This window comes from Aeromicrobium phoceense, from assembly GCF_013868155.1.
Taxonomy (GTDB): Bacteria; Actinomycetota; Actinomycetes; order Propionibacteriales; family Nocardioidaceae; genus Aeromicrobium; species Aeromicrobium phoceense.
Map to the genome: position 1 here is coordinate 2444294 of NZ_JACEOG010000001.1, position 23774 is coordinate 2468067.

19 protein-coding genes are annotated in these 23774 nt (G+C 72.1%); 4 read left to right on the forward strand and 15 right to left on the reverse strand.

Annotated features, from left to right (window positions below):
- Positions 1–10 precede the first annotated feature (10 nt).
- The 12 genes from H1W00_RS11870 to nagA form a co-directional block, all read right to left on the reverse strand.
- Entirely contained in the window at positions 11–2320 is a 2310-nt protein-coding gene (locus tag H1W00_RS11870) for a [protein-PII] uridylyltransferase (protein WP_338072890.1), read from the reverse strand.
- The gene (locus H1W00_RS11875; RefSeq protein WP_181755884.1) at positions 2254–2592 is read right to left on the reverse strand and encodes a P-II family nitrogen regulator; all 339 of its coding nucleotides are present in this window, start codon (positions 2590–2592) and stop codon (positions 2254–2256) included. Before H1W00_RS11875 ends, H1W00_RS11870 begins: the two co-directional genes overlap by 67 nt.
- Before the next feature lie 17 nt (positions 2593–2609).
- The gene (locus tag H1W00_RS11880; protein WP_181755885.1) at positions 2610–3869 is read right to left on the reverse strand and encodes an ammonium transporter; all 1260 of its coding nucleotides are present in this window, start codon (positions 3867–3869) and stop codon (positions 2610–2612) included.
- A 57-nt stretch (positions 3870–3926) separates the two neighbouring features.
- A complete protein-coding gene (gene ftsY, locus H1W00_RS11885; RefSeq protein ID WP_181755886.1) occupies positions 3927–5096 on the reverse strand; it encodes a signal recognition particle-docking protein FtsY in 1170 nt (389 codons plus the stop codon).
- The gene (cydC, locus tag H1W00_RS11890; protein ID WP_181755887.1) at positions 5093–6694 is read right to left on the reverse strand and encodes a thiol reductant ABC exporter subunit CydC; all 1602 of its coding nucleotides are present in this window, start codon (positions 6692–6694) and stop codon (positions 5093–5095) included. The genes ftsY and cydC overlap by 4 nt, the downstream gene beginning before the upstream one ends.
- Positions 6691–8286, reverse strand: a complete 1596-nt coding sequence (gene cydD / locus H1W00_RS11895; RefSeq protein ID WP_181755888.1) for a thiol reductant ABC exporter subunit CydD — start codon at positions 8284–8286, stop codon at positions 6691–6693. Before cydD ends, cydC begins: the two co-directional genes overlap by 4 nt.
- The gene (gene cydB / locus H1W00_RS11900) at positions 8283–9278 is read right to left on the reverse strand and encodes a cytochrome d ubiquinol oxidase subunit II (protein ID WP_181755889.1); all 996 of its coding nucleotides are present in this window, start codon (positions 9276–9278) and stop codon (positions 8283–8285) included. Before cydB ends, cydD begins: the two co-directional genes overlap by 4 nt.
- A 10-nt stretch (positions 9279–9288) precedes the next feature.
- Positions 9289–10722, reverse strand: coding sequence for a cytochrome ubiquinol oxidase subunit I (locus H1W00_RS11905; RefSeq protein ID WP_181755890.1), 1434 nt, complete (start codon positions 10720–10722; stop codon positions 9289–9291).
- A 119-nt stretch (positions 10723–10841) separates the two neighbouring features.
- Positions 10842–11252, reverse strand: coding sequence for an acyl-CoA thioesterase (locus H1W00_RS11910; protein WP_181755891.1), 411 nt, complete (start codon positions 11250–11252; stop codon positions 10842–10844).
- The gene (smc, locus tag H1W00_RS11915) at positions 11249–14779 is read right to left on the reverse strand and encodes a chromosome segregation protein SMC (RefSeq protein ID WP_181755892.1); all 3531 of its coding nucleotides are present in this window, start codon (positions 14777–14779) and stop codon (positions 11249–11251) included. The genes H1W00_RS11910 and smc overlap by 4 nt, the downstream gene beginning before the upstream one ends.
- Positions 14780–14832: 53 nt before the next feature.
- The gene (locus tag H1W00_RS11920) at positions 14833–15033 is read right to left on the reverse strand and encodes a hypothetical protein (protein ID WP_181755893.1); all 201 of its coding nucleotides are present in this window, start codon (positions 15031–15033) and stop codon (positions 14833–14835) included.
- Positions 15034–15116: 83 nt separating this feature from the next.
- Complete coding sequence (gene nagA, locus H1W00_RS11925; protein WP_181755894.1) at positions 15117–16265, reverse strand: N-acetylglucosamine-6-phosphate deacetylase; 1149 nt, start codon at positions 16263–16265, stop codon at positions 15117–15119.
- A gap of 47 nt (positions 16266–16312) precedes the next feature.
- On the opposite strand from nagA, the gene H1W00_RS11930 reads away from it, so the two are divergent.
- Both H1W00_RS11930 and H1W00_RS11935 read left to right on the forward strand, forming a co-directional pair.
- Positions 16313–16819, forward strand: coding sequence for a PH domain-containing protein (locus H1W00_RS11930; RefSeq protein WP_181755895.1), 507 nt, complete (start codon positions 16313–16315; stop codon positions 16817–16819).
- Positions 16803–18113, forward strand: coding sequence for a PH domain-containing protein (locus tag H1W00_RS11935; protein WP_181755896.1), 1311 nt, complete (start codon positions 16803–16805; stop codon positions 18111–18113). The genes H1W00_RS11930 and H1W00_RS11935 overlap by 17 nt, the downstream gene beginning before the upstream one ends.
- Here the strand turns inward: H1W00_RS11935 and dusB are convergent.
- Genes dusB through H1W00_RS11950 form a run of 3 tightly spaced genes read right to left on the reverse strand, consistent with a single transcriptional unit; the run spans position 18100 to position 21169 of the window.
- Entirely contained in the window at positions 18100–19236 is a 1137-nt protein-coding gene (dusB, locus tag H1W00_RS11940; RefSeq protein WP_181755897.1) for a tRNA dihydrouridine synthase DusB, read from the reverse strand. The two genes, H1W00_RS11935 and dusB, sit on opposite strands and share 14 nt — an antisense overlap.
- Positions 19224–19781 (reverse strand): hypothetical protein, encoded by a 558-nt coding sequence (locus H1W00_RS11945; protein WP_181755898.1) that lies wholly within the window; start codon positions 19779–19781, stop codon positions 19224–19226. Before H1W00_RS11945 ends, dusB begins: the two co-directional genes overlap by 13 nt.
- Before the next feature lie 2 nt (positions 19782–19783).
- Complete coding sequence (locus H1W00_RS11950) at positions 19784–21169, reverse strand: glycine--tRNA ligase (RefSeq protein WP_181755899.1); 1386 nt, start codon at positions 21167–21169, stop codon at positions 19784–19786.
- A gap of 162 nt (positions 21170–21331) precedes the next feature.
- On the opposite strand from H1W00_RS11950, the gene H1W00_RS11955 reads away from it, so the two are divergent.
- Both H1W00_RS11955 and H1W00_RS11960 read left to right on the forward strand, forming a co-directional pair.
- Positions 21332–22429 (forward strand): ROK family protein, encoded by a 1098-nt coding sequence (locus H1W00_RS11955; protein WP_206680017.1) that lies wholly within the window; start codon positions 21332–21334, stop codon positions 22427–22429.
- A gap of 53 nt (positions 22430–22482) precedes the next feature.
- Positions 22483–23730 (forward strand): extracellular solute-binding protein, encoded by a 1248-nt coding sequence (locus tag H1W00_RS11960; RefSeq protein ID WP_181755900.1) that lies wholly within the window; start codon positions 22483–22485, stop codon positions 23728–23730.
- Positions 23731–23774: the final 44 nt, after the last annotated feature.

Consider the following 23774-nt stretch of genomic DNA (forward strand, 5'->3'; position numbering starts at 1 on the left):
CGAGCGCCCGTCAGGCGAGGGCGTCACTCACCGCCTGGCGCAACGCGCGGGCCGCGTCGTCGCCCAGGGCGGCGTTGTCGTCGTCGGTCACGTAGAACACGTCGCGAGCCTCGTCGCCGTACGTCGACAGGTGCACCGAGCGGATGTGGAGCCCCAGCGTCGCGATCGTGTGGCACACCGTCCACATCAGCCCGCGGCGGTCGAGGGTGCGGACCTGGAGCAGCGTCGCCGTCTGCTCGAGCGCGTCGAGGACGTTCACGCGCGGCTCGTACTCGTCCCGCTCGAGCCGGTAGGCCAGGCGCTGGGCGAGGTCGACGCGGCCCTCGAGCACCGGACGGATACGCTCGGCCAGGGTCGTGGCGTCGACCGTGGACCTCGTGACCTCCCACAGGGTGGCCGCCACGTGGTCCACCGTGACCGAGCGGCACGACCGGATGTTCAGGCCCGCCACCGTGAGCGCTCCGGCGAGGTCGGCCAGCATGCCCCGGCGGTCGGGAACGGCGATCGTGAGCAGCGAGCCGTCGTGGTGGGGCTGCACGGCGAGGATGAACTCCCCCACCACCTCGCGGTCGAGGTCGGGCATCGGCACGTGGGCGGGCCAGCCGGCGTAGTCGGATGCCGGCACCGCGGTGCCGCGGAGGTGGTCGCGGACCTTGCGGACCAAGCCCTCGACGAGGCTGCGCCGCCAGTCGCTCCAGGCCGCCGCGCTGGTGGCGCGCGCGTCGCACGCGGTGAGGGCGGACAGCAGGTCGAGCGCCGCCTCGTCGGGGATGAACTCCGCGACGTTCGAGGCGGTGAGGGGATCCTCGATGTCGCGCCGGGTGGCGATGGTGGGCAGCAGCAGGGGGCGCCGCACGAGCCAGCCGATCGTCACCGCATCGGTCTCGTCGAATCCCCAGCGGCGCGCGATCGCGACGGCCATCGGCTCGCCCACCTCGCTGTGGGCGCCCCGCGCGCCCTTGCCGATGTCGTGCAGGAGGCCCGCCACCGCCAGCAGGTCGGGGCGGTCCACCTCGCGGTTGAGCTCGTCCGCGTTCACGGCGGCCTCGAGGCTGTGCCGGTCGACGGTGAACCGGTGGATCGGCGAGGACGAGCCTCGCAGGCGGATGCCGGCCCACTCGGGGAGGAACGGGTCGATCAGGCCCGCGAAGTCCAGCTGCAGCCACACCGGGACGAGGCGGCGTCCCGACGAGACGAGGTCGACCAGCCAGCGGTGCGTGGACGCGGGCATCGGCTCGTCGGGCCATCGGATCTCGCGCGCCATCCGGTCGAGCGACGCTTGGTTGATCGGGAGGTTCCGACGCGCCGCCACGGCGGCGGCCCGGAACAGCAGCTCGGGGTCCGACGCGGGGGCGGCGTCGGCCGTGAGCACGACCTCGGTGTCGAGGACGCCGACGCCCGGGACGACCTTCTCGATGATCGGGCCGCGGCTGCCGACCGACCGGTGCGGGCTGCGCGCGATGTCGTCGAGACGTCGCCAGGCGCGGGCCGTGAGGTGGTCGAGCCGGCGGCCCACGTCGCGCGCGTGCACGTCGAGATCGGCCGGGGTCAGCCCCAGCCGCGCGGCGATGTCGGGCACCAGCTCGGGCACCAGCTTGTCGGTGCGCCGGCCGCCCACCTCGTGGAGCAGGTCGCGCACGTCGAGCAGCTCGGCGGTCAGCTGGGCCACCTCGCGCGCGGGCACGTCGACCAGCCACGTGGCCGCGATCGCCCGCAGCAGCACGGCGTCGCGGAGCCCTCCCCCGGAGTTCTTGAGGTCGGGGACCGCCTCGTAGGCCAGCTGGCCCGAGCGCTCGAGCCGCGCGTCCCGGTCCTGGCGCACGGTCTGGAGACGCGAGCGGGCCTCCCGGCGCCACCCGGCCATCACGGTGGAGCGCATGCCCACGACGGCGCCCGCGTCGCCGGCCACGTAGCGTGCGTCGACGACGCCGATCGCGACGCGGTGGTCCGTCGCGGCCAACTCCTCCATCTCGGTCAGCGACCGGACGGAGTGGTCGAGCGGCACCTTCGCCTCCCACAGCCGGCTCCACAGCGCCGCCGCCCGCGCGTCGACCTCGGCGGGATCGAGGTGGTCGGCGTGGACCAGGACCACGTCGACGTCGCTGTGCGGGGAGAGTTGCGCCCTCCCGTAGCCGCCGATGGCCGCCAGGGCCAGGCCGGTCTCGATGTCCCCGGCCACCGCTGCGAAGGCCTCGCGCAGCACCCGGTCCATCGCGTCGGCCCGGCCCCGGCGGGCCTGGTCGAGCGCCTCGTTCAGAGCGCCGCTTCGTCCGTCTCGCCGGTGCGGACCCGGACCACCGACTCGACGGGCATGACCCACACCTTGCCGTCGCCGATCTTGCCGGTCTGGGCCGCGGACGTGATCGTGGCGACCACACCCTCGACGTCGGCGTCGTCGACGACGACCTCGAGGCGGATCTTCGGCACCAGGGAGACGTCGTACTCGGCGCCCCGGTAGACCTCCGTGTGGCCCTTCTGCTGGCCGTAGCCGCTGGCCTCGGTGACGGTCATGCCGGCCACGCCGGAGGCGGCGAGCGCCTCCCGGACCTCTTCCCACTTGTGCGGCTTGATCACCGCGGTCACGAGCTTCATACGATCATTCTCCGTTCTCAGAAGCTGGATCCGGTGGACCCGGCGATGTCGTAGGCAGATTCTCCGTGCTGGGCGAAGTCGATCCCGTTGGTGACCTCGTCCTCGTCGTCGACGCGCCAGCCGATCGTGTACTTGATGGCCAGGGCGATGAGGGTGGTGAACACGCCCGTCCACACGATGGCGATGAGCGCCGCCATGAACTGGTTGAACAGCGACTCGAAGCCGCCGCCGTAGAGCAGCCCGTCGATGCCACCGGGCGCGGAGGCGGTGGAGAACAGGCCGATGAGCAGCGTGCCGACGAGGCCGCCGACGAGGTGGACGCCCACCACGTCGAGCGAGTCGTCGAGGCCGTACTTGAACTTGAGGCCGACCGCCCAGGCGCACAGTGCACCGGAGGCCGCGCCGATCGCGATGGCGCCGACGATGCCGACCGCGCCGCAGGCGGGGGTGATCGCCACGAGTCCGGCGACGATGCCCGACGCCGCACCGAGCGAGGTGGCCTTGCCGTGGAGGATCTTCTCGACCGCCAGCCAGGCCAGGATCGCGGCCATCGTGGCGACGGTCGTGTTCATGAAGGTCACGCCGGTCTCGGTCATGAACTGGGCGGTGTCCTTGGCGGCGCCGTCACCCTCGGCGAAGACGATCGAGCCGACGTTGAATCCGTACCAGCCGAACCACAGCAGCGCGGCGCCCATCATCGTCAACGGCAGGTTGTGGGGGCGCATCTGCTCGCGCGGCCAGCCGATCCGCCGGCCGATGATCAGCGCGAGGATGCCGCCCGCGATGCCGGCGTTGATGTGCACCACGGTGCCGCCGGCGTAGTCCTGGGCCGGGAAGTGCTCGGCGATGAAGCCGCCGCCCCACACCATGTGCGCGATCGGGAAGTACGAGAAGGTGACCCACAGCGGCAGGAAGACGAGCCAGGCCGAGAACTTCACGCGGTCGGCGATGGCGCCGGAGATGAGGGCCGCGGTGATGATCGCGAAGGTCATCTGGAACGCGACGGCGATGTAGTCGCCCCACTCGACGCCCTCGAGCCCGAAGAGCTCGAAGGGGCTGGCGAACAGGCCGCCGACGTCCTTGCTGCCGAAGGACATCGACCAGCCCCAAAGCACGTAGACGAGTCCGACGACGGCCGCGGCCACGTAGGACATCATCATCATGTTCAGCACGGAGCGGGCGCGGGTCATGCCGCCGTAGAACAGGGCGAGCGCGGGCACGGTCATGAAGAGCACCATGGCCGTGGCCATGAGCATCCAGGCGTAGTAACCATCCATGCCCGTCACTGTGGCCGGTCCCGATTTCGCGTCGGAACGCTCCGTGTTACGTCTGTGTTACGCCTCCAGGAGGGCGTCCACGAAGTCGGCGGGGTCGAACGGCGCGAGGTCGTCGGGGCCCTCGCCGAGGCCGACGTACTTCACCGGAACGCCGAGCTCGCGCTGCACGGCGATGACGATGCCGCCCTTGGCGGTGCCGTCGAGCTTCGTCAGCACGATGCCCGTGACGTCGACGACCTCGCCGAACACGCGCGCCTGCGTGAGGCCGTTCTGACCGGTCGTCGCGTCGATCACCAGCAGGACCTCGGTGACCGGAGCCTGCTTCTCGATGACGCGCTTGACCTTGCCGAGCTCGTCCATCAGGCCCGACTTGGTGTGCAGGCGTCCGGCGGTGTCGACCAGGACGACGTCGACGCCGTCGGCGATGCCCTGCTTCACGGTCTCGAAGCCCACGCTGGCCGGGTCGGCGCCCTCGTGGCTGCGCACCGTGGGCACGCCCACGCGGGCGCCCCACGTCTCCAGCTGGTCGGCCGCGGCGGCGCGGAACGTGTCGGCGGCGCCGAGCAGGACCGAGCGGTCCTCCGCGACGAGCACGCGGGCGAGGCGGCCGACGGTGGTGGTCTTGCCGGTGCCGTTGACACCGACGACGAGCACGACGCCGGGAAGGTTGTCGTCACCGGTGGTGTGCATCGTGCGATCGAGCGAGGGGCCCACGAGGCCCAGCAGCTCGTCGCGCAGCACGGCCTTGGCGCGCTCGGGATCCTTGACGCCCTCGGCGGCGAGCCGGGCGCGCAGGTTCGTGACCAGCTCGGTGGTGGGACCGACGCCCACGTCGGCCGCGAGCAGGGTGTCCTCGATCTCCTCCCACTGGTCCTCGGTGAGGTCGCCGCCGCCGAGCAGCGAGAGCAGGCCGCGGCCCAGGCTCGTCTGCGAGCGCGAGAGGCGCGAGCGCAGGCGCGCGAGGCGGCCCTGCGGGGTCTCGGGGCGCTCCAGCGTGGGGGCAGCCGGGGCGGCCGGCTCCTCCTCCAGGACCCCGGCCTCGAGCTCCTCGACCTCGTCGAGGTCGACCTCGCGCAGCTCGGGATGCTCGATCTCACGCTCGGTGAGCTCGTCCATCACGTCGGGCGGCGGCAGCTCGCGGCGCGGCTTGGCGATGAGGTACGCGAGGCCGCCACCGAGGATGACGACGGCGACGGCGATCAGGACGACGAGGGTCTCGGTGGTCACGGGTCCACCCTAGACAAGCGGACGACGTCGTCGAACCGGGCCAGCACGGCCGGGCTGTGCGAGATGACGACGAGGCTGCGCCCTCCGGGACCCGCCAGGGCGAGGACGTCGTCCATCAGTGCCGCTGCCGTCGGCGCGTCGAGGTGCTCGGTCGGCTCGTCCAGCACCAGCACGCGGTGGTCGGCGAGCAGCAGCCGCGCCAGGCACAGTCGCTGGCGCTCGCCGCCGGAGAGCCGGCCGCCGTGCTCGCCGACCGGGGTGTCGAGGCCCTGCGGCATGGCGTCGACCGACACGAGCAGCCCGGCGGACGCGAGCGCGGCGCGCAGTCGCTCGTCGTCGGCCTCCGGATCGGCGATCCGCAGGTTCTCGCGGATCGAGGTGTCGAACACGGCGTCGTCCTGGCCGAGGTAGCCGATGCGGCGACGGACCTCGGCGGCGGACAGCTCGGTCGTGGGCACTCCACCGAGCGAGACGGTGCCGTGCCACGTCGGCAGCAGCCGCAGCAGCGCGTAGCCGAGCGTGGACTTGCCGACACCGCTGGGACCGGTGACCGCCATCGCGGCACCCTCGGGCACCTTGAACGAGATCGGTGTCGTCACGGGGGTGTCCCAGCCGACGCGGACGTCCTCGACCACGAGGTCGTTGCCGTCCGGCAGCGGGCGCGGATCGGCGGGGTCCTCGACCGGCGCGCCCAGATCCGCCAGGGCAGCGAGTCGCGCCGCCGCGGCCGTGACCTCGGGCCGCAGTCGCTCGGCCTCCGACCAGCCGTCCCACGGCTCGACCAGGGCGATCGGCGCCAGCAGGACCACGCCGACGAGGACCGGGTCGAGGCCGCCGGACAGGGCGGCCAGGACGGCGACCGTGAGCCCGGCGACGGCCAGGACGACGGCCGACCCGATGCCGGCGACGCTCGCGCCGCCGGACTGGGCCGACTCGGCGTCGCCGGTGGCGGTCGAGGCGGTCGCCCGGGCCTCGTCGGCGGCACCGAAGGCGACGAGCTCGCGCGCGGCGACGGCCGCGGCGGCGACCTCGGCCGACAGACGTCCCTGTGCTTCGGCCCGGCCGCTGCGCCGACTGCCGGCGCGTGCGACGAGCCACCGCAGCGACAGCGCCGCCACCGCCACGCCGGCGGTGATGACCAGGCCTGACGGCGCGTCGATCAGCGCGACGACCACCACGACGACGGCCGTGGCCGCCAGCCCGATCCACCACGGGATGCGCAGCCGCAGCAGCCGGTCCTGCATCCGGGCGACGTCGGCGACGACCCGGCTGACGAGGTCGCCGCGGCGCAGATCGCCCAGTCCGGCGGGCGCCGCGCGGTCGAGGTCGGTGTAGGTGGCGACGCGTTGCTCCACCGCGTCGGCGAGGGCGACGTCGTGCGTCAGCAGCCGCTCCACGTAGCGCAGCACCGACCGGGAGATCCCGAAGAAGCGCACCGAGACGATCGCGACCATGAGGTAGAGCACGGGCGGCTGCTCGGCGGCCCGGACGATGAGCCACGCGGAGGCCAGCAGCAGGCCGACCGCGGCCAGCTGGGCGGCGACGCCCATGGCCAGTCCCGTGCCCAGGCGCGCGCGGCGCGAGTAGGTGCGGCTCATGCGGCCACCTCGACGACCCGATCGGCCGCGGCCACGGTCTCGGGCCGGTGCGTGACGACCAGCACCGTGGCGCCCGACTCGCGCAGGGCGGTCAGCACCGTGGCCTCGTGGTGGGCGTCGAGGCCCGCGGTGGGCTCGTCCAGCAGCACGAGCCAGGCGTCCGTTCGCCGGATCCGCAGCAGGGCCCGCGCCACCGCCACGCGGCGTCGCTCCCCCGCCGACAGGTCGGTCGTGCCCTCGCGCACGACCCGTCCCAGGGAGAGGTCCAGCCCTGCGTCGCCGGCGGCCGCGGCGATCTCCTCGGCGCTCGCGCCTCGCTGGCCCAGCGCGACGTTCTCGCCGAGGGTGCCGGCCACGAGGTGCGGCGTCTGCGGCACCCAGGCCACCGACTCCCGCCAGGCGGCGATGTCGAGGTCGGCCAGCGCGGTGTCGCCGACGGTGACCGATCCGGCGTCCAGCCGCTCGAAGCCGAGCAGGACGTCGAGCAGGGTGGACTTCCCACCACCGGAGCGGCCGACGACCGCGAGGAACTCCCCCGGCTCGACCCGCAGCTCGTCGACGGCCAGCGACAGCGCGCTGCGGCCGGGATGCGTCAGTCGCGCGCCGCTCACCGTGATGGTCGACGGCCCGGCCGGCGGCGCGACGGTCCCCTCGTGGCGGTCGTGGTCGAGCAGGTCGAGCAGCTCGGCGGTGGCCGTGGCGCCCTCGGTGCTGTCGTGGAACATCATCCCGACCCGGCGCACCGGCAGGTACGCCTCGGGCGCCAGCAGCAGGACGAACATCGCGTCGCGCAGGTCGAGATGACCCTCGACGACGCGCAGGCCGACACTCACGGCCACGAGGGCCACCGAGATCGTCGAGATCAGCTCGAGCACCAGCGAGGACAGGAAGGCCAGCCGCAGGGCGCGCATCGTCTCGACCCGGTGCCGGTCGCCGACCTCGCGGATCCCACGCTCCTGGCGCCGTCCGAAGACCTTCAGCACGACGAGGCCGTCGAGCACGTCGGTGAAGTGCCGGGCCAGGCGCTCCATGGCGGCCCAGCGGCGCTCCACCCGGTCGCGCGTCAGCATGCCGACGAGCCACATGAAGAGGCCGATGAGCGGCAGCGTGACCACGATGATCACTGCCGACAGCAGGTCGGTCCACGCGATCACGGCGATCACGGCGGCCGGCACGATCGCCGCGAGCGCGAGCTGTGGCAGGAACCGCCCGACGTATCCGTCGAACGCGTCCATCCCGGGGCCGAGCAACGCCACGAGGCGGCCGCTCCCGGGCCGCGGACCGACGCGGCGCGGGTCGAGCAGGTCGTCCACGACCTCGGACCGCAGCTCGGCCTTCACCCGGATGGCGGCCCGCTCGCTGACGACACCGTGCGCCCACGCGATCACCGCCCGCAGCCCGAAGGCCGCGGCGATCGCGAGCGGGAGCAGCAGGACCTCGTCGCCGGTGAACCGGCGGGCGACGACCTCGGCGACGCACCAGGACACGCCGATGATGAGCAGCGCCGTGACGACACCCAGGACCACCGACCACACCAGGTGGGTGCGGACGGTGGCCGAGCGGCGGACGAGCCGCGGATCGAGGGGTCTCACGCCGGGATGTGCTGCACGCCGATGCGCTTGCGGAACACCCAGTACGACCACGCCTGGTACATCAGCACGATGGGCGTGAACGCCACCGCGACCCAGGTCATGATCTTGAGCGTGTAGGGCGTCGACGACGCGTTCTCGGTGGTCAGGCTGAACGCCGGGTCGAGCGTCGAGGGCATCACGTCGGGGAACAGCGCGACGAACAGCATCGCCACGACGCCGGCGATCGCCACGGCCGTGCCGACGAAGGCCCAGCCGTCGCGGTCGCGCATGCTGGCGGCGAGGCCACCGAGGAACGCGAGAGCCGCCACGCCGCCGATCACCCAGACGGCGAGGTCGCCGTCCCGAGCTGCGGTCCAGCCGATGAACGCCACCGCAAGCACCGCGACGACGGCACCGAGCCGCTGCGCGAACGCGTGCGCCCGGACGCGGATGTCGCCGACGGTCTTGAGCGCGACGAAGAACGCTCCGTGCACGAGGAAGACCGACGTCGTCAGCAGGCCGCCCAGCAGTGCGTACGGGTTGAGCAGGTTGAAGAACCCGCCGACGTACTCGTGGGACTCGTTGATCGGGACGCCGCGGACGATGTTCGCGAACGCCACGCCCCACAGCAGGGCCGGGACGAACGAGCCGATGATGATCGCCCAGTCCCAGCGGTCGCGCCACTCCTGCTGGTCGCGCAGGCCGCGGTACTCGAACGCGACGCCGCGGACGATCAGGGCGATGAGGATGAGGAACAGCGGCAGGTAGAAGCCGCTGAACAAGGTGGCGTACCACTCGGGGAAGGCGGCGAACATCGCGCCGCCGCCGACGATGAGCCACACCTCGTTGCCGTCCCAGACCGGACCGATGGTGTTGACGAGGACGCGACGCTCCTTCTCGTCCTTGGCCAGCAGGCCGACGAGCATGCCCACGCCGAAGTCGAAGCCCTCGAGCACGAAGTACCCGACGAACAGGAAGGCGATCAGGATGAACCAGACGGTGGTGAGTTCCATGGCGGTGTCCTCAGTACGCGAACGCCAGCGGGGCGTCGGAGTCGTCGTCGGGGGCGGAGGGCGGATTGGCCTCGGGCAGGCCCTTGTCGATGAACCGCAGCAGCAGCTTGACCTCGACGACCGCCAGCGCGCCGTACAGCAGCGTGAAGCCGAGCATCGAGGTCCACACCTGCGCGGCCGAGACCGACGGCGAGACGCCCGCCTCGGTGGGCATCAGGCCGAAGACCACCCAGGGCTGGCGCCCCATCTCGGTGAAGATCCAGCCGAACGAGTTCGCGAACAGCGGCATGAGGGGAAGGACCATGGCGGTCCACAGCAGCCAGCGGGTCGTGCGTGCACCGGGCGTCGGGACACGGCCTCGGCGCAGGGCCCACAGGATCCAGGCGCTCGCCGCCATCGCCACGAACCCGAGGCCCATCATGAGGCGGAAGCTCCAGTAGGTGACCGGGATGTTTGGCGAGAAGTCGGTGATCCCGGAGTCGGCGTACGTCTCGGCGTACTCCTCGTTGAGCGAGTTGATGCCGCGCACCTCGCCGCCGAAGCCGCCCGTGGCCAGCTGCGACAGCAGGCACGGGATCTCGACGCTGAAGAGCGGCTTGGAGCCGTCGAGCGTGCCGACGGTGAACACGGAGAACGGCGCGCACTCGTCGGCGTCCTCGTAGAGCGCCTCTGCGGCCGCCATCTTCATCGGCTGGACCTCGGTCATGACCTTGCCCTGGATGTCGCCGGTGATGACGACGCCGATGCCCGCGATGAGCAGCGTCACGGCGCCGAGCTTCGCCGCGCTGCGGAACGCGTCGGCGTCCCGGTCGGGGCGGCGGATGAGGTGCCACACCGCAACCGCGGCCACGAACCCGCCGCCGACCATGAAGGCCGCGAACAGGGTGTGCGGCAGCGTGATGAGGGCGACCTTGTTGGTCAGCACCGCCATGAAGTCGTTCAGCTCGGCGCGGCCGCGCTCCTCGTTCATGGTGAAGCCCACGGGGTTCTGCATGAACGAGTTGGCCGCGAGGATGAAGTAGGCCGAGAGCGCCGTTCCGAACGCAGCGATCCAGATGGTCATCAGGTGCAGGCCGGGCTTGAGCCGGTCCCAGCCGAAGATCCACAGCCCCAGGAACGTCGACTCCAGGAAGAAGGCCAGCAGGCCCTCGATCGCGAGCGGGGCGCCGAAGATGTCGCCGACGAAGCGGCTGTAGCTGCTCCAGTTCATGCCGAACTGGAACTCCTGCACGATGCCGGTGACGACGCCCATGGCGAAGTTGATGAGGAAGAGCTTGCCGAACATCCGGGTCAGGCGGAGCCACTTCTCGTTCCCGGTGCGCCACCACGCCGTCTGCATGATCGCCACCAGGAACGCCATGCTGATCGTCATCGGCACGAACAGGAAGTGGTAGACGGTCGTGATGCCGAACTGCCACCGGGCGAGCTCGAGTGCTGAGTCCACACTGGTCCTTCCGACTGCGGGTCACACCGTTGTGATCCACCCGCGAGCGTAGGTCGCGGCAGGGTCAGGAAGGTGCGGTCGAGCATCCGACGTGGCGGACATCACCCGCCCCGTCCGTCTCAGACCGCGAGGGGCTCCAGCACCGTGCGGATGACGTCCGGAATCGGGGTGACCTTGCGGTCCTCCCCCGTCACGTAGACGTGCACGAACCGGCCGATCGCGGCCGGTTCGGGGTCGTCGTCCTGGTACAGGCTGATCTCGTAGACGACGCTGGAGTTGCCCAGCTTCGTGACCGTCAGGCCCGCCACGACGTCGAGCGGGAACTTGAGCTCGCGCAGGAAGCGGCACGAGGACTCCGCGACGATCCCGTAGGCCGGGAGGCGGCGGATGTCGGTGCCGGTCTCGCGGATGAGGTAGCCGTTCACGGCGGTGTCGAAGTAGGAGTAGTACTTCACGTTGTTGACGTGACCGTAGACGTCCTCGTCCTCCCACCGGGTGGTGATGGTGAACGTGGCTCCGGGACGGCTCATGCCGACTCCTCCTCGCGCAGACGCTGGCTGATCACGGCCGAGACGCCGTCGCCGCGCATCGTCACGCCGTACAGGGCGTCGCAGACCTCCATCGTGCGCTTCTGGTGCGTGATCACGATGAGCTGGGAGTTGGCGCGCAGCTCCTCGTAGATCTCCAGCAGGCGGCCGAGGTTCGTGTCGTCGAGCGCCGCCTCGACCTCGTCGAGGATGTAGAACGGGCTGGGACGCGCCTTGAACAGCGCGACCAGGAACGCGACGGCCACCAGCGACCGCTCGCCACCGGAGAGCAGCGACAGCCGCTTGACCTTCTTGCCCGGGGGCCGGGCCTCCACGTCGATGCCGGTCGCCAGCATGTCGGACGGATCGGTGAGGATCAGGCGGCCCTCGCCACCGGGGAACAGGCGGGAGAAGACGTCGTTGAACTCCCGCTCGACGTCGGCCCAGGCCTCGGTGAACACCTGCTCGACCTTGGCGTCGACGTCGGCGACGATCTCGAGGAGGTCCTCGCGGGTCTTGCGCAGGTCGTCCAGCTGCTCGGAGAGGAACTGGTGACGCTCCTCCAGGGCGGAGAACTCCTCCAGCGCGAGCGGGTTGACCTTGCCGAGCATCGCCAGCTCACGCTCGGCCGTCTTGAGGCGCTTGGCCTGCTCGGTGCGCTCGAACGGGATGGGCTCACCCTCGCCATCGATCGGCAGCACCATCTGGTCGGGACCGTACTCGGCCACGAGCGTGTCGGCCTCGACGCCGAGCTCCTCCAGAGCGCGCTCCTGCAGGGCCTCGAGCCGCAGCCGCAGCTGGGCGCGGGCCATCTCGTCCTTGTGCACCGAGTCGGTCAGGCCCTCGAGGTCGGACGACAGGCCACGGACGGTGGAGCGGGCCTCCTTGAGCCGCTGCTCGCGCTCGGACCGCGAGTGCTCGATCTCCACCCGGGTGCGGGTGGCGTCGGCGTACGACTGCTCGAGGTGCTGCAGGGCGGTCTCGGCGGCCTGCAGCACGGCCGTGGCCGTCTCGGCCTCGCGGCGACGCCGCTCGGCGCGCACCCGGGCCCGCTCGCGGGCCTCACGCTCGGCCTCGGCGGCCTCCAGCAGCGACGCGACCTGGGCGCCGAGGGCCTTGGCGCGCTCCTCGGCGGTGCGCAGCGCGAGCCGGCCGTCGGTCTCGGCGCGACGGGCGGCCGACGCCGCCTCGGCGAGCCGCTCCAGCTCGGCCGTGTCGGGCTCGACGTCGGGTGCGTCCTCCGCGGCCGTCAGCCGCTCCTCCAGCTCGGACAGCCCGGCGACGTCACGGTCGCGGGCCTCCTCGGCGGCGGCGATGGCGGTCTGGAGGCGCTCGGCCTCGGCGGCAGCGGACCTGCTGGTGGTGCCCAGCTGGGCCAGCTTCTCGGCGACGGCGGACATCGACGCGTCCGACTCGTGCAGGCGGGCCAGCGCGGCGTCGACCCGGTCGTTCGCGGCCTCGGCGGTGGTGGTCGCGCGCTCGGTCTCGAAGCGCAGCGCCTCCAGCTCGTGGCCGGTGCGCTCGATCGTCTCGGCCGCCTCGTCGATCGCGGCCGTGACCTCGATCAGGCTGGGCGAGCTGGTGGAGCCGCCCTCGGCGAAGTGGGCGCCGATGCGGTCGCCGTCGGCGGTGACGGCCGTGACGTCGGGCAGGTCGGCGACGAGGCGCTTCGCCGCGGCGAGCGTCTCGACAACCGCGACCTTGTGCAGCAGGCGGCGCAGGGATCCGCGCAGCTCGGCGGGCGCCTCCACGAGCGACTCGGCGTAGACGGCGCCGTCCGGCAGAGCGGGCCAGCCGTCGGTGGACACCTGGCCCGAGCCCAGCAGCAGGCCAGCGCGGCCGAGGTCCTCCTCGCGCAGCAGGTGCAGCGCGTCGATCGCGCTGTCGACCCGGTCGACGGCCACGGCGTCCGCGGCGGTTCCGAGGGCAGCGCCGACGGCCGCCTCGTGGCCCCCACGGACGGTGATCAGGGCGGCGACGGAGCCGAGCACGCCGTTGAGCCGGTCGGAGGCCGCGAGCAGGGCACCCGAGCCGTCCTTGCGGTTCAGGCCCAGCTCGAGGGCCTCCTTGCGCGCCGTGGCGGTGGCCAGGCGGCGCTCCAGCTCGTCGCGTCTGGACGTGAGCTCGGTGACGGCGGCCTCGGCGGTGGCCAGGGCCTCCTCGGCGCCCTCCAGCTCCTCGTCGAGGCCGGACTCCCCGGCGCTCAGTCCGGCGATCGTGCTCTCGAGCGCGCTGAACTCGCGCTGCGACTCCTCGGCGCGCTGGCGCGCCTCGGCGCGGGCGGCCGTCAGGCGGCCGATCTCCTCGCCCGCGGCAGCGGCGCGGCTCTTGAGCCCGTTGACCTGGCCGTGCAGGCGGGCCAGCCCCTCGCGGCGGTCGGCGGCGGCGCGCAGCAGGCCGGCGATCCGGCGCTCCTCGGTGGAGTAGGCCTCCTCGGCCTCCCCGCGCGCGGCGATGGCTCCCTGGAGGGCCTCCGCGGCGGTGGCGACGTCGGCCTCGAGCTCGACGAGACGCTCCTGGGCACGCCGGGCGTCGGCCTCCAGCTCCTCGGGGTCGCGACCGTCGACGCGGTCGGACGAGGCGTCGGCGGCGAGCCGGATCCGGTCACGGGCGACGTTGGCCGTGCCGTGGAACCGCTCGCGCAGGCTGCCGAGGGCGTAGACCGTCTCCTGGGCGCGGGCGAGCAGGGGCGCGTCGGTGGCGAGGGCCTGCTCGAGCTCGGTCTCGATGCGCCGGGCCTCGGCGAGGGCCTTCTCGACCTCCTCGCGACGGGCGCGCAGCGCGTGCTCGTCGGCCAGCTCGGTCTCGATCGTGGTCCGCGCGGCGACGATGTCGTCGGCGAGCAGGCGGGCGCGCGCGTCGCGGACGGTGGCCTGGATGCCGGCGGCCCGGCGGGCGACCTCGGCCTGGCGGCCCAGCGGCTTGAGCTGGCGGCGCAGCTCGGTGAGCACGTCGTTCAGCCGGGTCAGGTTGTCCTGCGTGGCGTCGAGCTTGCGGAGCGCCTTCTCCTTGCGCTTGCGGTGCTTCAGGACGCCCGCCGCCTCCTCGACGAAGCCGCGGCGCTCCTCGGGGGTGGCGCGCAGCACCGAGTCGAGCTGGCCCTGACCGACGATGACGTGCATCTCGCGGCCGATGCCGGAGTCGCTCAGCAGCTCCTGGACGTCGAGCAGGCGGCACGTGTTGCCGTTGATCGCGTACTCGGACCCGCCGCTGCGGAACATCGTGCGGCTGATCGTGACCTCGGCGTACTCGATCGGCAGGGCGCCGTCGGAGTTGTCGATGGTCAGGACGACCTCGGCGCGCCCGAGGGGCGCGCGGCCGGCGGTGCCGGCGAAGATGACGTCCTCCATCTTGCCGCCACGCAGCGTCTTGGCGCCCTGCTCGCCCATCACCCACGACAAGGCGTCGACGACATTGGACTTGCCGGACCCGTTGGGGCCGACGACTGCCGTGATGCCGGGTTCGAGGGCCAGCGTCGTGGACGACGCGAAGGACTTGAATCCCCGCAGCGTGAGGGTCTTCAGATACACGACGTCAGCCTAGTGCCTGCGATGTCGGCCATCGCAGGGGAAACGCCGCAGGATCAGCGAGCAGCGGACTCGAGCAGCTCGGCGAGGTCGCCGTCGTGCGCGGTCTCGGCGAGGCGCGCGAGGAGGCCGTCGTTCTCGGCCTTCAGTCGCAGCACCTCGTTCTCGAGGTCGCCGATCCGGCGGCGCAGGACCGCGACCTCGTGAGCGTGCTCAGGGGACGGGCCACCGACGTAGCCGTACAGCGCTTTGGCCATGTTCATCCTTGTTCAGGAGAGGTGGAGGTGGTGGCAGCCGCGAAGGCTGCGTCTACCAGTGTCCCACCGGGTCGGGCGCTCGGTCAACCGGGGCGCCTGCCTGCGATCCACGTGTGCGTGACGCGCAGCTCGGCGGCGTCCAGCACGACGAGATCGGCGGGCGTCCCGGGTGCGAGAGTGCCGAGCTCGGGCGCGCCGAGGGCGACGGCGGGCACCGTGCTGGCCGCCCGGATCGCCGTGGCGACGTCGACCCCGGCGGCCCGGACGACGTGGGCGATGCAGGCGTCGAGGCGCACCGCGGCCCCGGCGATCGTGCCGTCCTCGCGGCGCGCCGGCTGGTCCTCGTCGATGACGACCGCGGCGCCACCGAGCTCGTACCGGCCCGGAGGCATCCCGAACGTCGACAGGTCGTCGGTGACGAGCATGATGCGGCCCGCGGCGCTGGCGAACGCGACCCGCAGCGCGATCGGGTCGACGTGGTGCAGGTCGGCGATCAGTCCGGGAGTCAGGCGGGCGTCGGTCAGCGCGACGCCGACCACGCCGCCGTCGCGGTGCCCGAGACCGCGCTGGGCGTTGTAGAGGTGGGTCACGAGGGTCGCGCCGGCGTCGACGGCGCGGGTCGCCGTCGCATCGTCGGCGTCGCTGTGCCCGATGCTGACCCGGACCCCCGCACGGACGAGCCGCTCGATCGCCTCGAGGGCACCGGCACGCTCGGGGGCGAGCGTCACGTAGCCCAGGTCCGCTCCCCCGGCCTCGATCAGCGCGTCGACGCGCTCGGGCGTGGGGTCGACGAGGAATGCCTCGTCGTGCGCACCCTTGCAGGCGGCCGAGATGAACGGGCCCTCGACGTGCGCGCCGAGCAGGCGCGTCGCACCGGGCCGGCCGGCGAGCCGGGCCCGCTGGCCGCGGAAGTCCCGCAGCTGCTCGACGAGGGACTCGACGGGCGCGGTGATGAAGGTCGGCGCGATCGCGGTGACGCCCGTCGTGGCGAGGCCGTCGACGATCCGGTCCCACTCGTCGGCAGTGGCGGCGGCGAAGTCCGCCCCGTAGGCGCCGTTGATCTGGGCGTCGACGAGTCCCGGCGCCAGGATGCCGTCGTGGTGCTCGTCGGCCGGCCGCGGCGGCGCGCCCGTGCCGGAGGCCACGATCGTGCCGTCGGCGATCTCGACCCAGCCCGGCTCGAGGTCGACCCGGACGTCGACGACCGCCTCGGCGCTGATCAGGTGTCCCACGAGAGGGGACCGTACACGCTGCGCGGGGCAGCCCTAGGGTGGATCGCATGCGTCAGGACCTGTTCACCAGCCCGGAGGGCGAGTGGACCGCCGTCTCCCCGCAGCTCGCCACGGCCCGCGGACTCATCGGCTCGGCCTTCGGGATCGTGCTGCTCCTGGTCTCCGTCGGACTGTGGCTCGCCTTCGGCGACGCGTGGGGCGAATGGTCCTGGCTCGCCTGGATCCCGGCCGTGATCGGCGTGGGTCTCATCGCGTGGATCTGGTGGTGGGCGCCGCGCAACCGCCGCAGCTGGGGCTACGCCGAGGCCGAGGACGACTTCGTCGTGCGCGGCGGCATCATGTTCCGCCGTCTCGTGGTCGTGCCCTACGGCCGGATGCAGTTCGTCGACGTGCAGTCCGGCCCGGTGGCCCGCGCGTTCGGGTTCGCCACCGTCACGCTGCACACCGCCTCCACCGCCACGGCGGCCGAGATCCCCGGCGTCCCCCTCGACGAGGCCACGCGCCTGCGCAACCGGCTGACCGATCTCGGTGAGGGTCATGGCGCCGGCGTCTGAGGCGCACCGCACTCACCCCCTGACCGCGTTGCTGCAGGGCCTGATCTGGGGTGCCGGCGTCGCGGTGGCGTTCGCGTGGCAGGCCCTCGACTTCAGCGACCCCGAGTGGTGGACCCTCGCCTCCATGCCGGCGGGCTTCCTCCTCGGCGCGGTGGCGGGCTGGATCAGCTGGCTCTTCACCCGCTACGTGATCGACGACCAGGAGGTCCGGGTCGAGAAGGGCGTGCTGTTCAAGTCCTCGCGCCGAATCCCGTTCGAGCGGTTGCAGTCGGTCGACATCAACGAGCCGCTCATCGCCCGGGTGGTCGGGCTCTCCGAGCTGACGATCGAGATGGCCGGCGGCTCCGACTCCCGCACGCGACTGCGCTTCCTGACGCTGGCCGAGTCGCGGCGCCTGCGCCGCCTCCTGCTCGAGCGCGCCCATGGAACGCCGCAGGACGCCGAGGGCGAGGGCGGGCTCGCGCTGCAGGAGCAGCGCCAGGTGCTGCACGTCGTGCCGCCGGACCGCATCATCATCGGCACGCTGCTCTCGCTGGACTTCGTCGCCACGGTGCTCGCCGCGCTGGGATCGATCGGCTTCGCCCTCTTCACCGAGACCGGCTGGGCCCTGCTGGCCATCCTCATCCCGGCCCTGTGGGGCATCGGCCAGATGATCACCAACCGGATCTTCGCCCAGTGGGACTTCACGCTGTCCCGCGGTCCACGCGGCCTGCGGATCGAGCGCGGCCTGCTGAGCCGCAGCTCACAGACGATCCCCTACGACCGCGTGCAGGGCATCGCCGTCGTCGAGCCGATCGTCTGGCGCCGCTACCGCTGGTCGCGCCTCGACGTGGACGTCGCCGGCTACGGCGCCGTCTCGGACGACAGCGGGGGCGTCTCGTCCACGACCCTGCTCCCGATCGCCGACCTCGACCTCGCCCAGCGGATCGTCGACGAGCTGATCCCCGATCCCGATCGCGGCACCGGCGACCGGGTGCGTCCCACGCGCCGCTCGCGGCTCTTCGCGCCGGTCGGCTGGAGATACCGCTGGCTGGAGTCCACCGCGCACACGGTGACCACGGCGACGGGCTGGATCACGCGCAGCCGCTCGATCGTGCCGCACCACAAGGTGCAGTCGGTCGAGTTCTCCCAGGGGCCGCTGCAGCGCCGCCTGGGCGTCGCCTCGGTGCACGTGCACACGCCTGACGGGCCGGTCTCAGCCCAGGCGGCGCACCTCGACGCGGAGGTCGCCCGCCGGGTGTCGTTCGACGAGGTCGAGCTGGCGCGCGAGGCGCGCCGGGTCAGCCGCCGCTGATCGCGTCCTCGGCCGCCGCGTCCATGGCGCCCGACATCTCGCGCGAGTCGAGCCAGCCCTCGGGCAGCACGACCTTGCGCGGGGAGCCCTGGCGGCCACGCGGCACGCCCAGCTCGCTCACCGGGAACGGCAGGTCGGGGTCGAGGTCGCTGAGCAGCTCGTCCAGCGCCCGGTAGGAGCTGACGTGCCCGAGCCGGTCGCGCACGCTGGAGCCCGCGGGGAAGCCCTTGAGGTACCACGCGACGTGCTTGCGGAACTCCACGCAGCCGCGCTCCTCGCCCAGCCACTCCCCCAGCAGCTCGGCGTGGCGGCGCATGACGGCCATGACCTCGCCGAGGTTCGGCAGGGTGGCGACGGTGCGACCGTCGAAGGCGGCCGCGAGGTCGCGGAAGAGCCACGGCCGGCCGAGGCAGCCCCGGCCGACGACGACGCCGTCGCAGCCGGTCTGCTCGACCATCGCGAGCGCGTCGGAGGCCTCCCAGATGTCGCCGTTGCCGAGCACCGGGATGTCGACCGCGGACTTGAGCTCGCCGATCGAGTCCCAGTCGGCGCGTCCGCTGTAGTGCTGCGCCGCGGTGCGGCCGTGCAGCGCGATTGCGGCACAGCCGGTGTCCTCGGCGATGCGGCCGGCGTCGAGGTAGGTCAGGTGGTCCTCGTCGATGCCCTTGCGGGTCTTCATCGTGACCGGCACGCCGTACGGCTCCGCGGCGCTCACGGCCGCGTTGAGGATCTGGCCCAGCAGCGTGGCCTTCCACGGCAGCGCGGAGCCACCGCCCTTGCGGGTCACCTTGGGCACGGGGCAGCCGAAGTTGAGGTCGACGTGGTCGACGCCGTGGTCGGCGCACAGGATCTCCACGGCACGGCCGACGGTGTCGGGATCGATGCCGTAGAGCTGCACCGAGCGGACCTGCTCGCCCTCGGCGAACGTCAGCATCGACAGGCTCGTGGCGTCGCCCTCGACGAGGCCGCGGGTGGTGATCATCTCGCACACGTAGAGCCCGGCGCCCTGCTCGGCGCACAGCCGGCGGAACGCCACGTTCGTGACGCCGGCCATCGGGGCGAGGACGACCGGCACGTCGACGTGGACGCGCCCGAGGTCGAGGCCCCGCGTCAGGGTCGCCATCGGACCGCCGTGGTCACGCCGCCGGGCTGGAAGTCGACCGACTCGACCGCCGTGCCCCGCGGGACGAAGTAGAGCAGGCAGCCCTTGGCCGTCTGGCCGGCCGCGAAGGAGGCACCGACCTGGGGCGCGCGGCACGCGGTGAGCCCGGCCGGCGTGGCCGTCGGCGGCACGAGGACGTCGCCCGCGAGGTGCAGCCACCACGGCAGGCCCTCGGGGAACTCCGCCACGGCCGGACCGCGGTTCCCCATCACGACGCGCACGTAGTACGGCTGCATGCCCTCAGGCACCGTGAACAGCGAGAGGTCGCGGCGCGGCGCCTTGTCGATCCGGGCGACGCCGAGCGTCATCGCAGTGCCGGCCTCGTCGTCCGCCGACGGGTAGGCCACGGCCAGCGACTCGCCGACCTTCTTCTCGGTGCCCGGATCGGACAGGCTCAGGCCCGCCGGCACCTCGAAGCCCGGCTCGGGCGCTGACGACTCCTGGGCGTCACCGCTCGAGCACGCGGCCAGCGCGAGCAGCAGGAGCGCTGCGGCGAGGGCGCGCACGCTCAGCAACCGATGAGGCGCGACGCGAGGTACCCACTGACCTGGCTCAGGCCGATGCGCTCCTGCGACATCGAGTCGCGCTCCCGGATCGTGACCGCGTCGTCCTCGAGGGTGTCGAAGTCGACCGTGATGCAGAACGGCGTGCCGATCTCGTCCTGACGGCGGTAGCGCTTGCCGATCGCCTGGGCGTCGTCGAAGTCGACGTTCCAGTTCTGGCGCAGCTCGGCGGCGAGGTCGCGCGCCTTGGGCGAGAGGGCCTCGTTGCGCGACAGCGGCAGGACCGCGGCCTTGACCGGCGAGAGTCGCGGGTCCAGGCGCAGCACGGTGCGCTTGTCCACGCCGCCCTTGGCGTTGGGCGCCTCGTCCTCGGTGTAGGCGTCCACGAGGAACGCCATCAGCGAGCGGTTCACACCGGCTGCCGGCTCGATGACGTACGGGGTCCAGCGCTCGTTGTTGGCCTGGTCGAAGTACGACAGGTCCTTGCCCGAGTGCTTGGCATGCGTCGACAGGTCGAAGTCGGTGCGGTTCGCGACGCCCTCGAGCTCACCGAACTCCGAGCCCGCGAAGCCGAAGCGGTACTCGATGTCGACGGTGCGCTTGGAGTAGTGCGAGAGCTTCTCGGCCGGGTGCTCGAACAGGCGCAGGTTCTCGGGGTTCACACCGAGGTCGGTGTACCACTTGAGGCGCGTGTCGATCCAGTACTGGTGCCACTCCTCGTCCTCGCCGGGCTTGACGAAGAACTCCATCTCCATCTGCTCGAACTCGCGCGTGCGGAAGATGAAGTTGCCGGGCGTGATCTCGTTGCGGAAGCTCTTGCCGATCTGCCCGATGCCGAACGGGGGCTTCTGGCGGGACGAGCCCATGACCTGCGCGAAGTTCACGAAGATCCCCTGGGCGGTCTCGGGGCGCAGGTAGTGCAGGCCCTCCTCGGACTCGACCGGGCCGAGGAACGTCTTGAGCAGGCCGTTGAACATGCGCGGCTCGGTCCACTGGCCGCGGGTGCCGCAGTTCGCACAGACCAGCGTGGACATCTCGACCGCGTCGGGGTCGTCGAGGCCGTGCTTCTCGGCGTACGCCTCCTGGAGGTGGTCCTGGCGGTAGCGCTTGTGGCACTGCAGGCACTCGACCAGCGGGTCGACGAAGGCGGCGAGGTGGCCCGAGGCCTGCCAGACCGGCGTGGGCAGGATCACCGAGGAGTCGAGGCCGACGACGTCGTCGCGGCCCTGCACCATCGAGCGCCACCACTGGCGCTTGACGTTCTCCTTGAGCTCGACGCCGAGCGGCCCGTAGTCCCAGGCGGAGCGGGTGCCGCCGTAGATCTCGCCGCACTGGTAGACGAAGCCGCGGCGCTTGCAGAGGCTGATGACGGTGTCGATGACTGAGGCCATGGAGGAAATCCTGTCCGGCTGGATGTCGGCGGGCCGTTGCGCGTCGTCGTGACAACGCGCGCCCGAGGTCAGCGATCCACGATACCCCCGGCCTCACGGCGGTCCGTGATCAGTTCCCCCGAATGCCTTGACGGGCTTTAGTTAGTTTGGTTTATTAACTCTGTGACCTCGACCACAGTGACCCGCCGTGCGGTGGGCAAGGTGCGCCCGGCCGACACCCGTCGGCACCACCGCACCCTGCTGCTGCAGCACCTCATGGACCACGGCCCGACGACCCGCGCCGACCTCGCCCGCGAGACTGGCCTGACCCGCGTGACGGTGTCGGACCTGGTCGCCGAGATGCTCCAGGAGTCGCTGGTCGACGACATCGGCGCCCGCCCCGGCACCCACCTGGGCAAGCCCGCGACCCTCGTCGCGATCTCGAAGGACGCGCCGGTCATCGTCGCGGTCGACCTGTCGGACGACTCGGGCTTCGACGGCGCCGTCGTCGACCTGCACGGTCAGGTCCTCCTGCGCGAGCAGGCCCCGTTCACCCGAGGTGCTGACGCCGTGGACGACCTGTCCACGCTCGTCGCCCGTCTCGTCGAGAGAGCTCCCCGCCGCGTGCTCGGCATCGGGGTCGGCACGCCGGGCATCATCGACGACGCGGGCGTCGTCCTGCAGGCGCCGAATCTGGCCTGGGAGGACGTCCCCCTCGCCGCCACCCTGGCCGAGCGCCACGGGCTGCCGGTGTGCGTCGGCAACGACGCCAACATCGCGGCGGTTGCCGAAGGCGCCTTCGGCGACGGCGACGACGCCGGCCCGCTGATGGTCACGATCGGGCAGGGCGTCGGCGGCGGCATCCTCGTCGACGGCCACCCGGTGGCCGGTCCCCTGCGCTCGGCCGGCGAGATCGGCCACATCGTCGTCGATCCCGACGGCGCCGCATGCGCCTGCGGGAACCGCGGCTGCCTCGAGACCCTGCTCAGCGCCCCGGCCCTGCGGGCGGCCGGGTCCGACGAGGCCCGCCGTCACGTCGGCGACCTGCTCGGATCGGTCCTGACGCCGATCGTGACCACCCTCGGCATCGCCGACGTCGTCCTGCACGGACCGACCGACCTGCTCGACGGCCCGGTGCTGGAGGCAGCACGCGCCGCCGTCGCCCGCCAGAGTCTCCCCTTCGTCGCCCAGCGCATCAGGATCCGCCTGGTCGCCCACGACGAGCTCGTCCTGACCGGGGCGGCGGCGCTGGTGCGCCATCGCGAGCTGGGAGTCGTGTGAGGTGCGCCGCGCCGAACACTCCACCACCACACATCATGCAGGAGAGGCACATCATGAAGCTCCGTAAGTTCGTGGCGAGCGCGGCCGTGGCCGGGATCGCCCTGAGCGTCCTGGCCGCGTGCGGGGGCGACGACGACTCGTCGTCCGACGCCGGGTCCGACACCATCACCCTGTGGCTCGCGGGCAAGGAGGACACCCCGACCGAGGCCAGCGACTGGCTGACCAAGGAGTTCGCCGCCCAGAACGACGGCAAGACCCTCAAGATCGAGCGCATCGACTGGGGCGAGCTGCTGACCCGCCTGAACACCTCCCTGCCGAGCGACGAGTCGCCCGACGTCGTGGAGATCGGCAACACCCAGGCCGCCTCGTTCACGAGCATCGGCGCCTTCTCCGACCTGACCGACAAGGCCGACGAGCTGGGTGCCATGGGCCCGGAGTCGTTCGTCGAGGCCGGCACGTGGGAGGACAAGCTCTACGCGGTGCCGTACTACTGGGGCTCGCGCTACGTCTTCTACAGCAAGAAGGCCCTCAAGGACGCCGGCCTGGAGCCCCCGAAGACCCTCGAGGACTTCAGCGCCGCGGCGGCGCAGCTGAAGGCCGACGGCGGCGACAAGTACAGCGGGTTCTGGCTGCCCGGCCAGGACTGGCGCAACGGCATCAGCTGGATCTTCGCGCACGGGGGCGACATCGCCGTCCAGGAGGGCGACGCGTGGGTGGGCAAGCTGTCGAGCCCCGAGTCGATCCAGGGTCTCGAGCAGTGGCAGCAGCTGGCCGAGAAGGCCACCACCGCCCCGAAGGACGGCAAGGACGAGGAGGCGTGGACCCCGTTCAACAACGGCGAGGCCGCGATGTTCATGGCGCCGAGCTGGGCCCGCTGGTCGGTCGCCGAGGACAAGGCCGAGGATCTCGGCGGCTTCGCGCTGCCGGGTGTCGACGGTGAGGCCGCCCCGGTCTTCGCCGGCGGCTCGAACCTCGCCGTGTCGGCCAAGTCGAAGAACCAGGACCTGGCCTTCGAGGTGCTCAAGCTGATCTACAGCGACGACTACCAGCAGCTGCTCGCCAAGAACGGCCTCGGCCCGGCGAACGACGAGTTCACGTCGCTCATGGGCGACGACGAGTTCGCCACGGCGGCCATCACCGCGGCCGGCAACTCCAAGCTCACCCCGACGTCGCCGAACTGGGCGGCGGTCGAGACGTCGAGCGTCATGGAGGAGTTCTTCGGTGCCATCGCCAACGGCGAGGACGTCGCCACGGTCGCGAAGGCCACCGACGCCAAGCTCGAGGCCGAGCTCAACAAGTGACACGCTCGCGGTGAGGAGTCCGGTGGGGCCCGGTCGTGAGGCCG

Bases quoted from the DNA above. Each gene is read 5' to 3' on its own strand.
- dusB (WP_181755897.1), bottom strand. From the start codon at position 19,236: ATGGCGACCCTGACGCGGGGCCTCGACCTCGGGCGCGTCCACGTCGAC.
- H1W00_RS11935 (WP_181755896.1), top strand. From the start codon at position 16,803: ATGGCGCCGGCGTCTGAGGCGCACCGCACTCACCCCCTGACCGCGTTG.
- H1W00_RS11875 (WP_181755884.1), bottom strand. From the start codon at position 2,592: ATGAAGCTCGTGACCGCGGTGATCAAGCCGCACAAGTGGGAAGAGGTC.
- H1W00_RS11880 (WP_181755885.1), bottom strand. From the start codon at position 3,869: ATGGATGGTTACTACGCCTGGATGCTCATGGCCACGGCCATGGTGCTC.
- H1W00_RS11920 (WP_181755893.1), bottom strand. From the start codon at position 15,033: ATGGCCAAAGCGCTGTACGGCTACGTCGGTGGCCCGTCCCCTGAGCAC.
- H1W00_RS11950 (WP_181755899.1), bottom strand. From the start codon at position 21,169: ATGGCCTCAGTCATCGACACCGTCATCAGCCTCTGCAAGCGCCGCGGC.
- H1W00_RS11910 (WP_181755891.1), bottom strand. From the start codon at position 11,252: ATGAGCCGTCCCGGAGCCACGTTCACCATCACCACCCGGTGGGAGGAC.
- cydC (WP_181755887.1), bottom strand. From the start codon at position 6,694: ATGAGCCGCACCTACTCGCGCCGCGCGCGCCTGGGCACGGGACTGGCC.
- cydB (WP_181755889.1), bottom strand. From the start codon at position 9,278: ATGGAACTCACCACCGTCTGGTTCATCCTGATCGCCTTCCTGTTCGTC.
- H1W00_RS11930 (WP_181755895.1), top strand. From the start codon at position 16,313: ATGCGTCAGGACCTGTTCACCAGCCCGGAGGGCGAGTGGACCGCCGTC.
- H1W00_RS11960 (WP_181755900.1), top strand. From the start codon at position 22,483: ATGAAGCTCCGTAAGTTCGTGGCGAGCGCGGCCGTGGCCGGGATCGCC.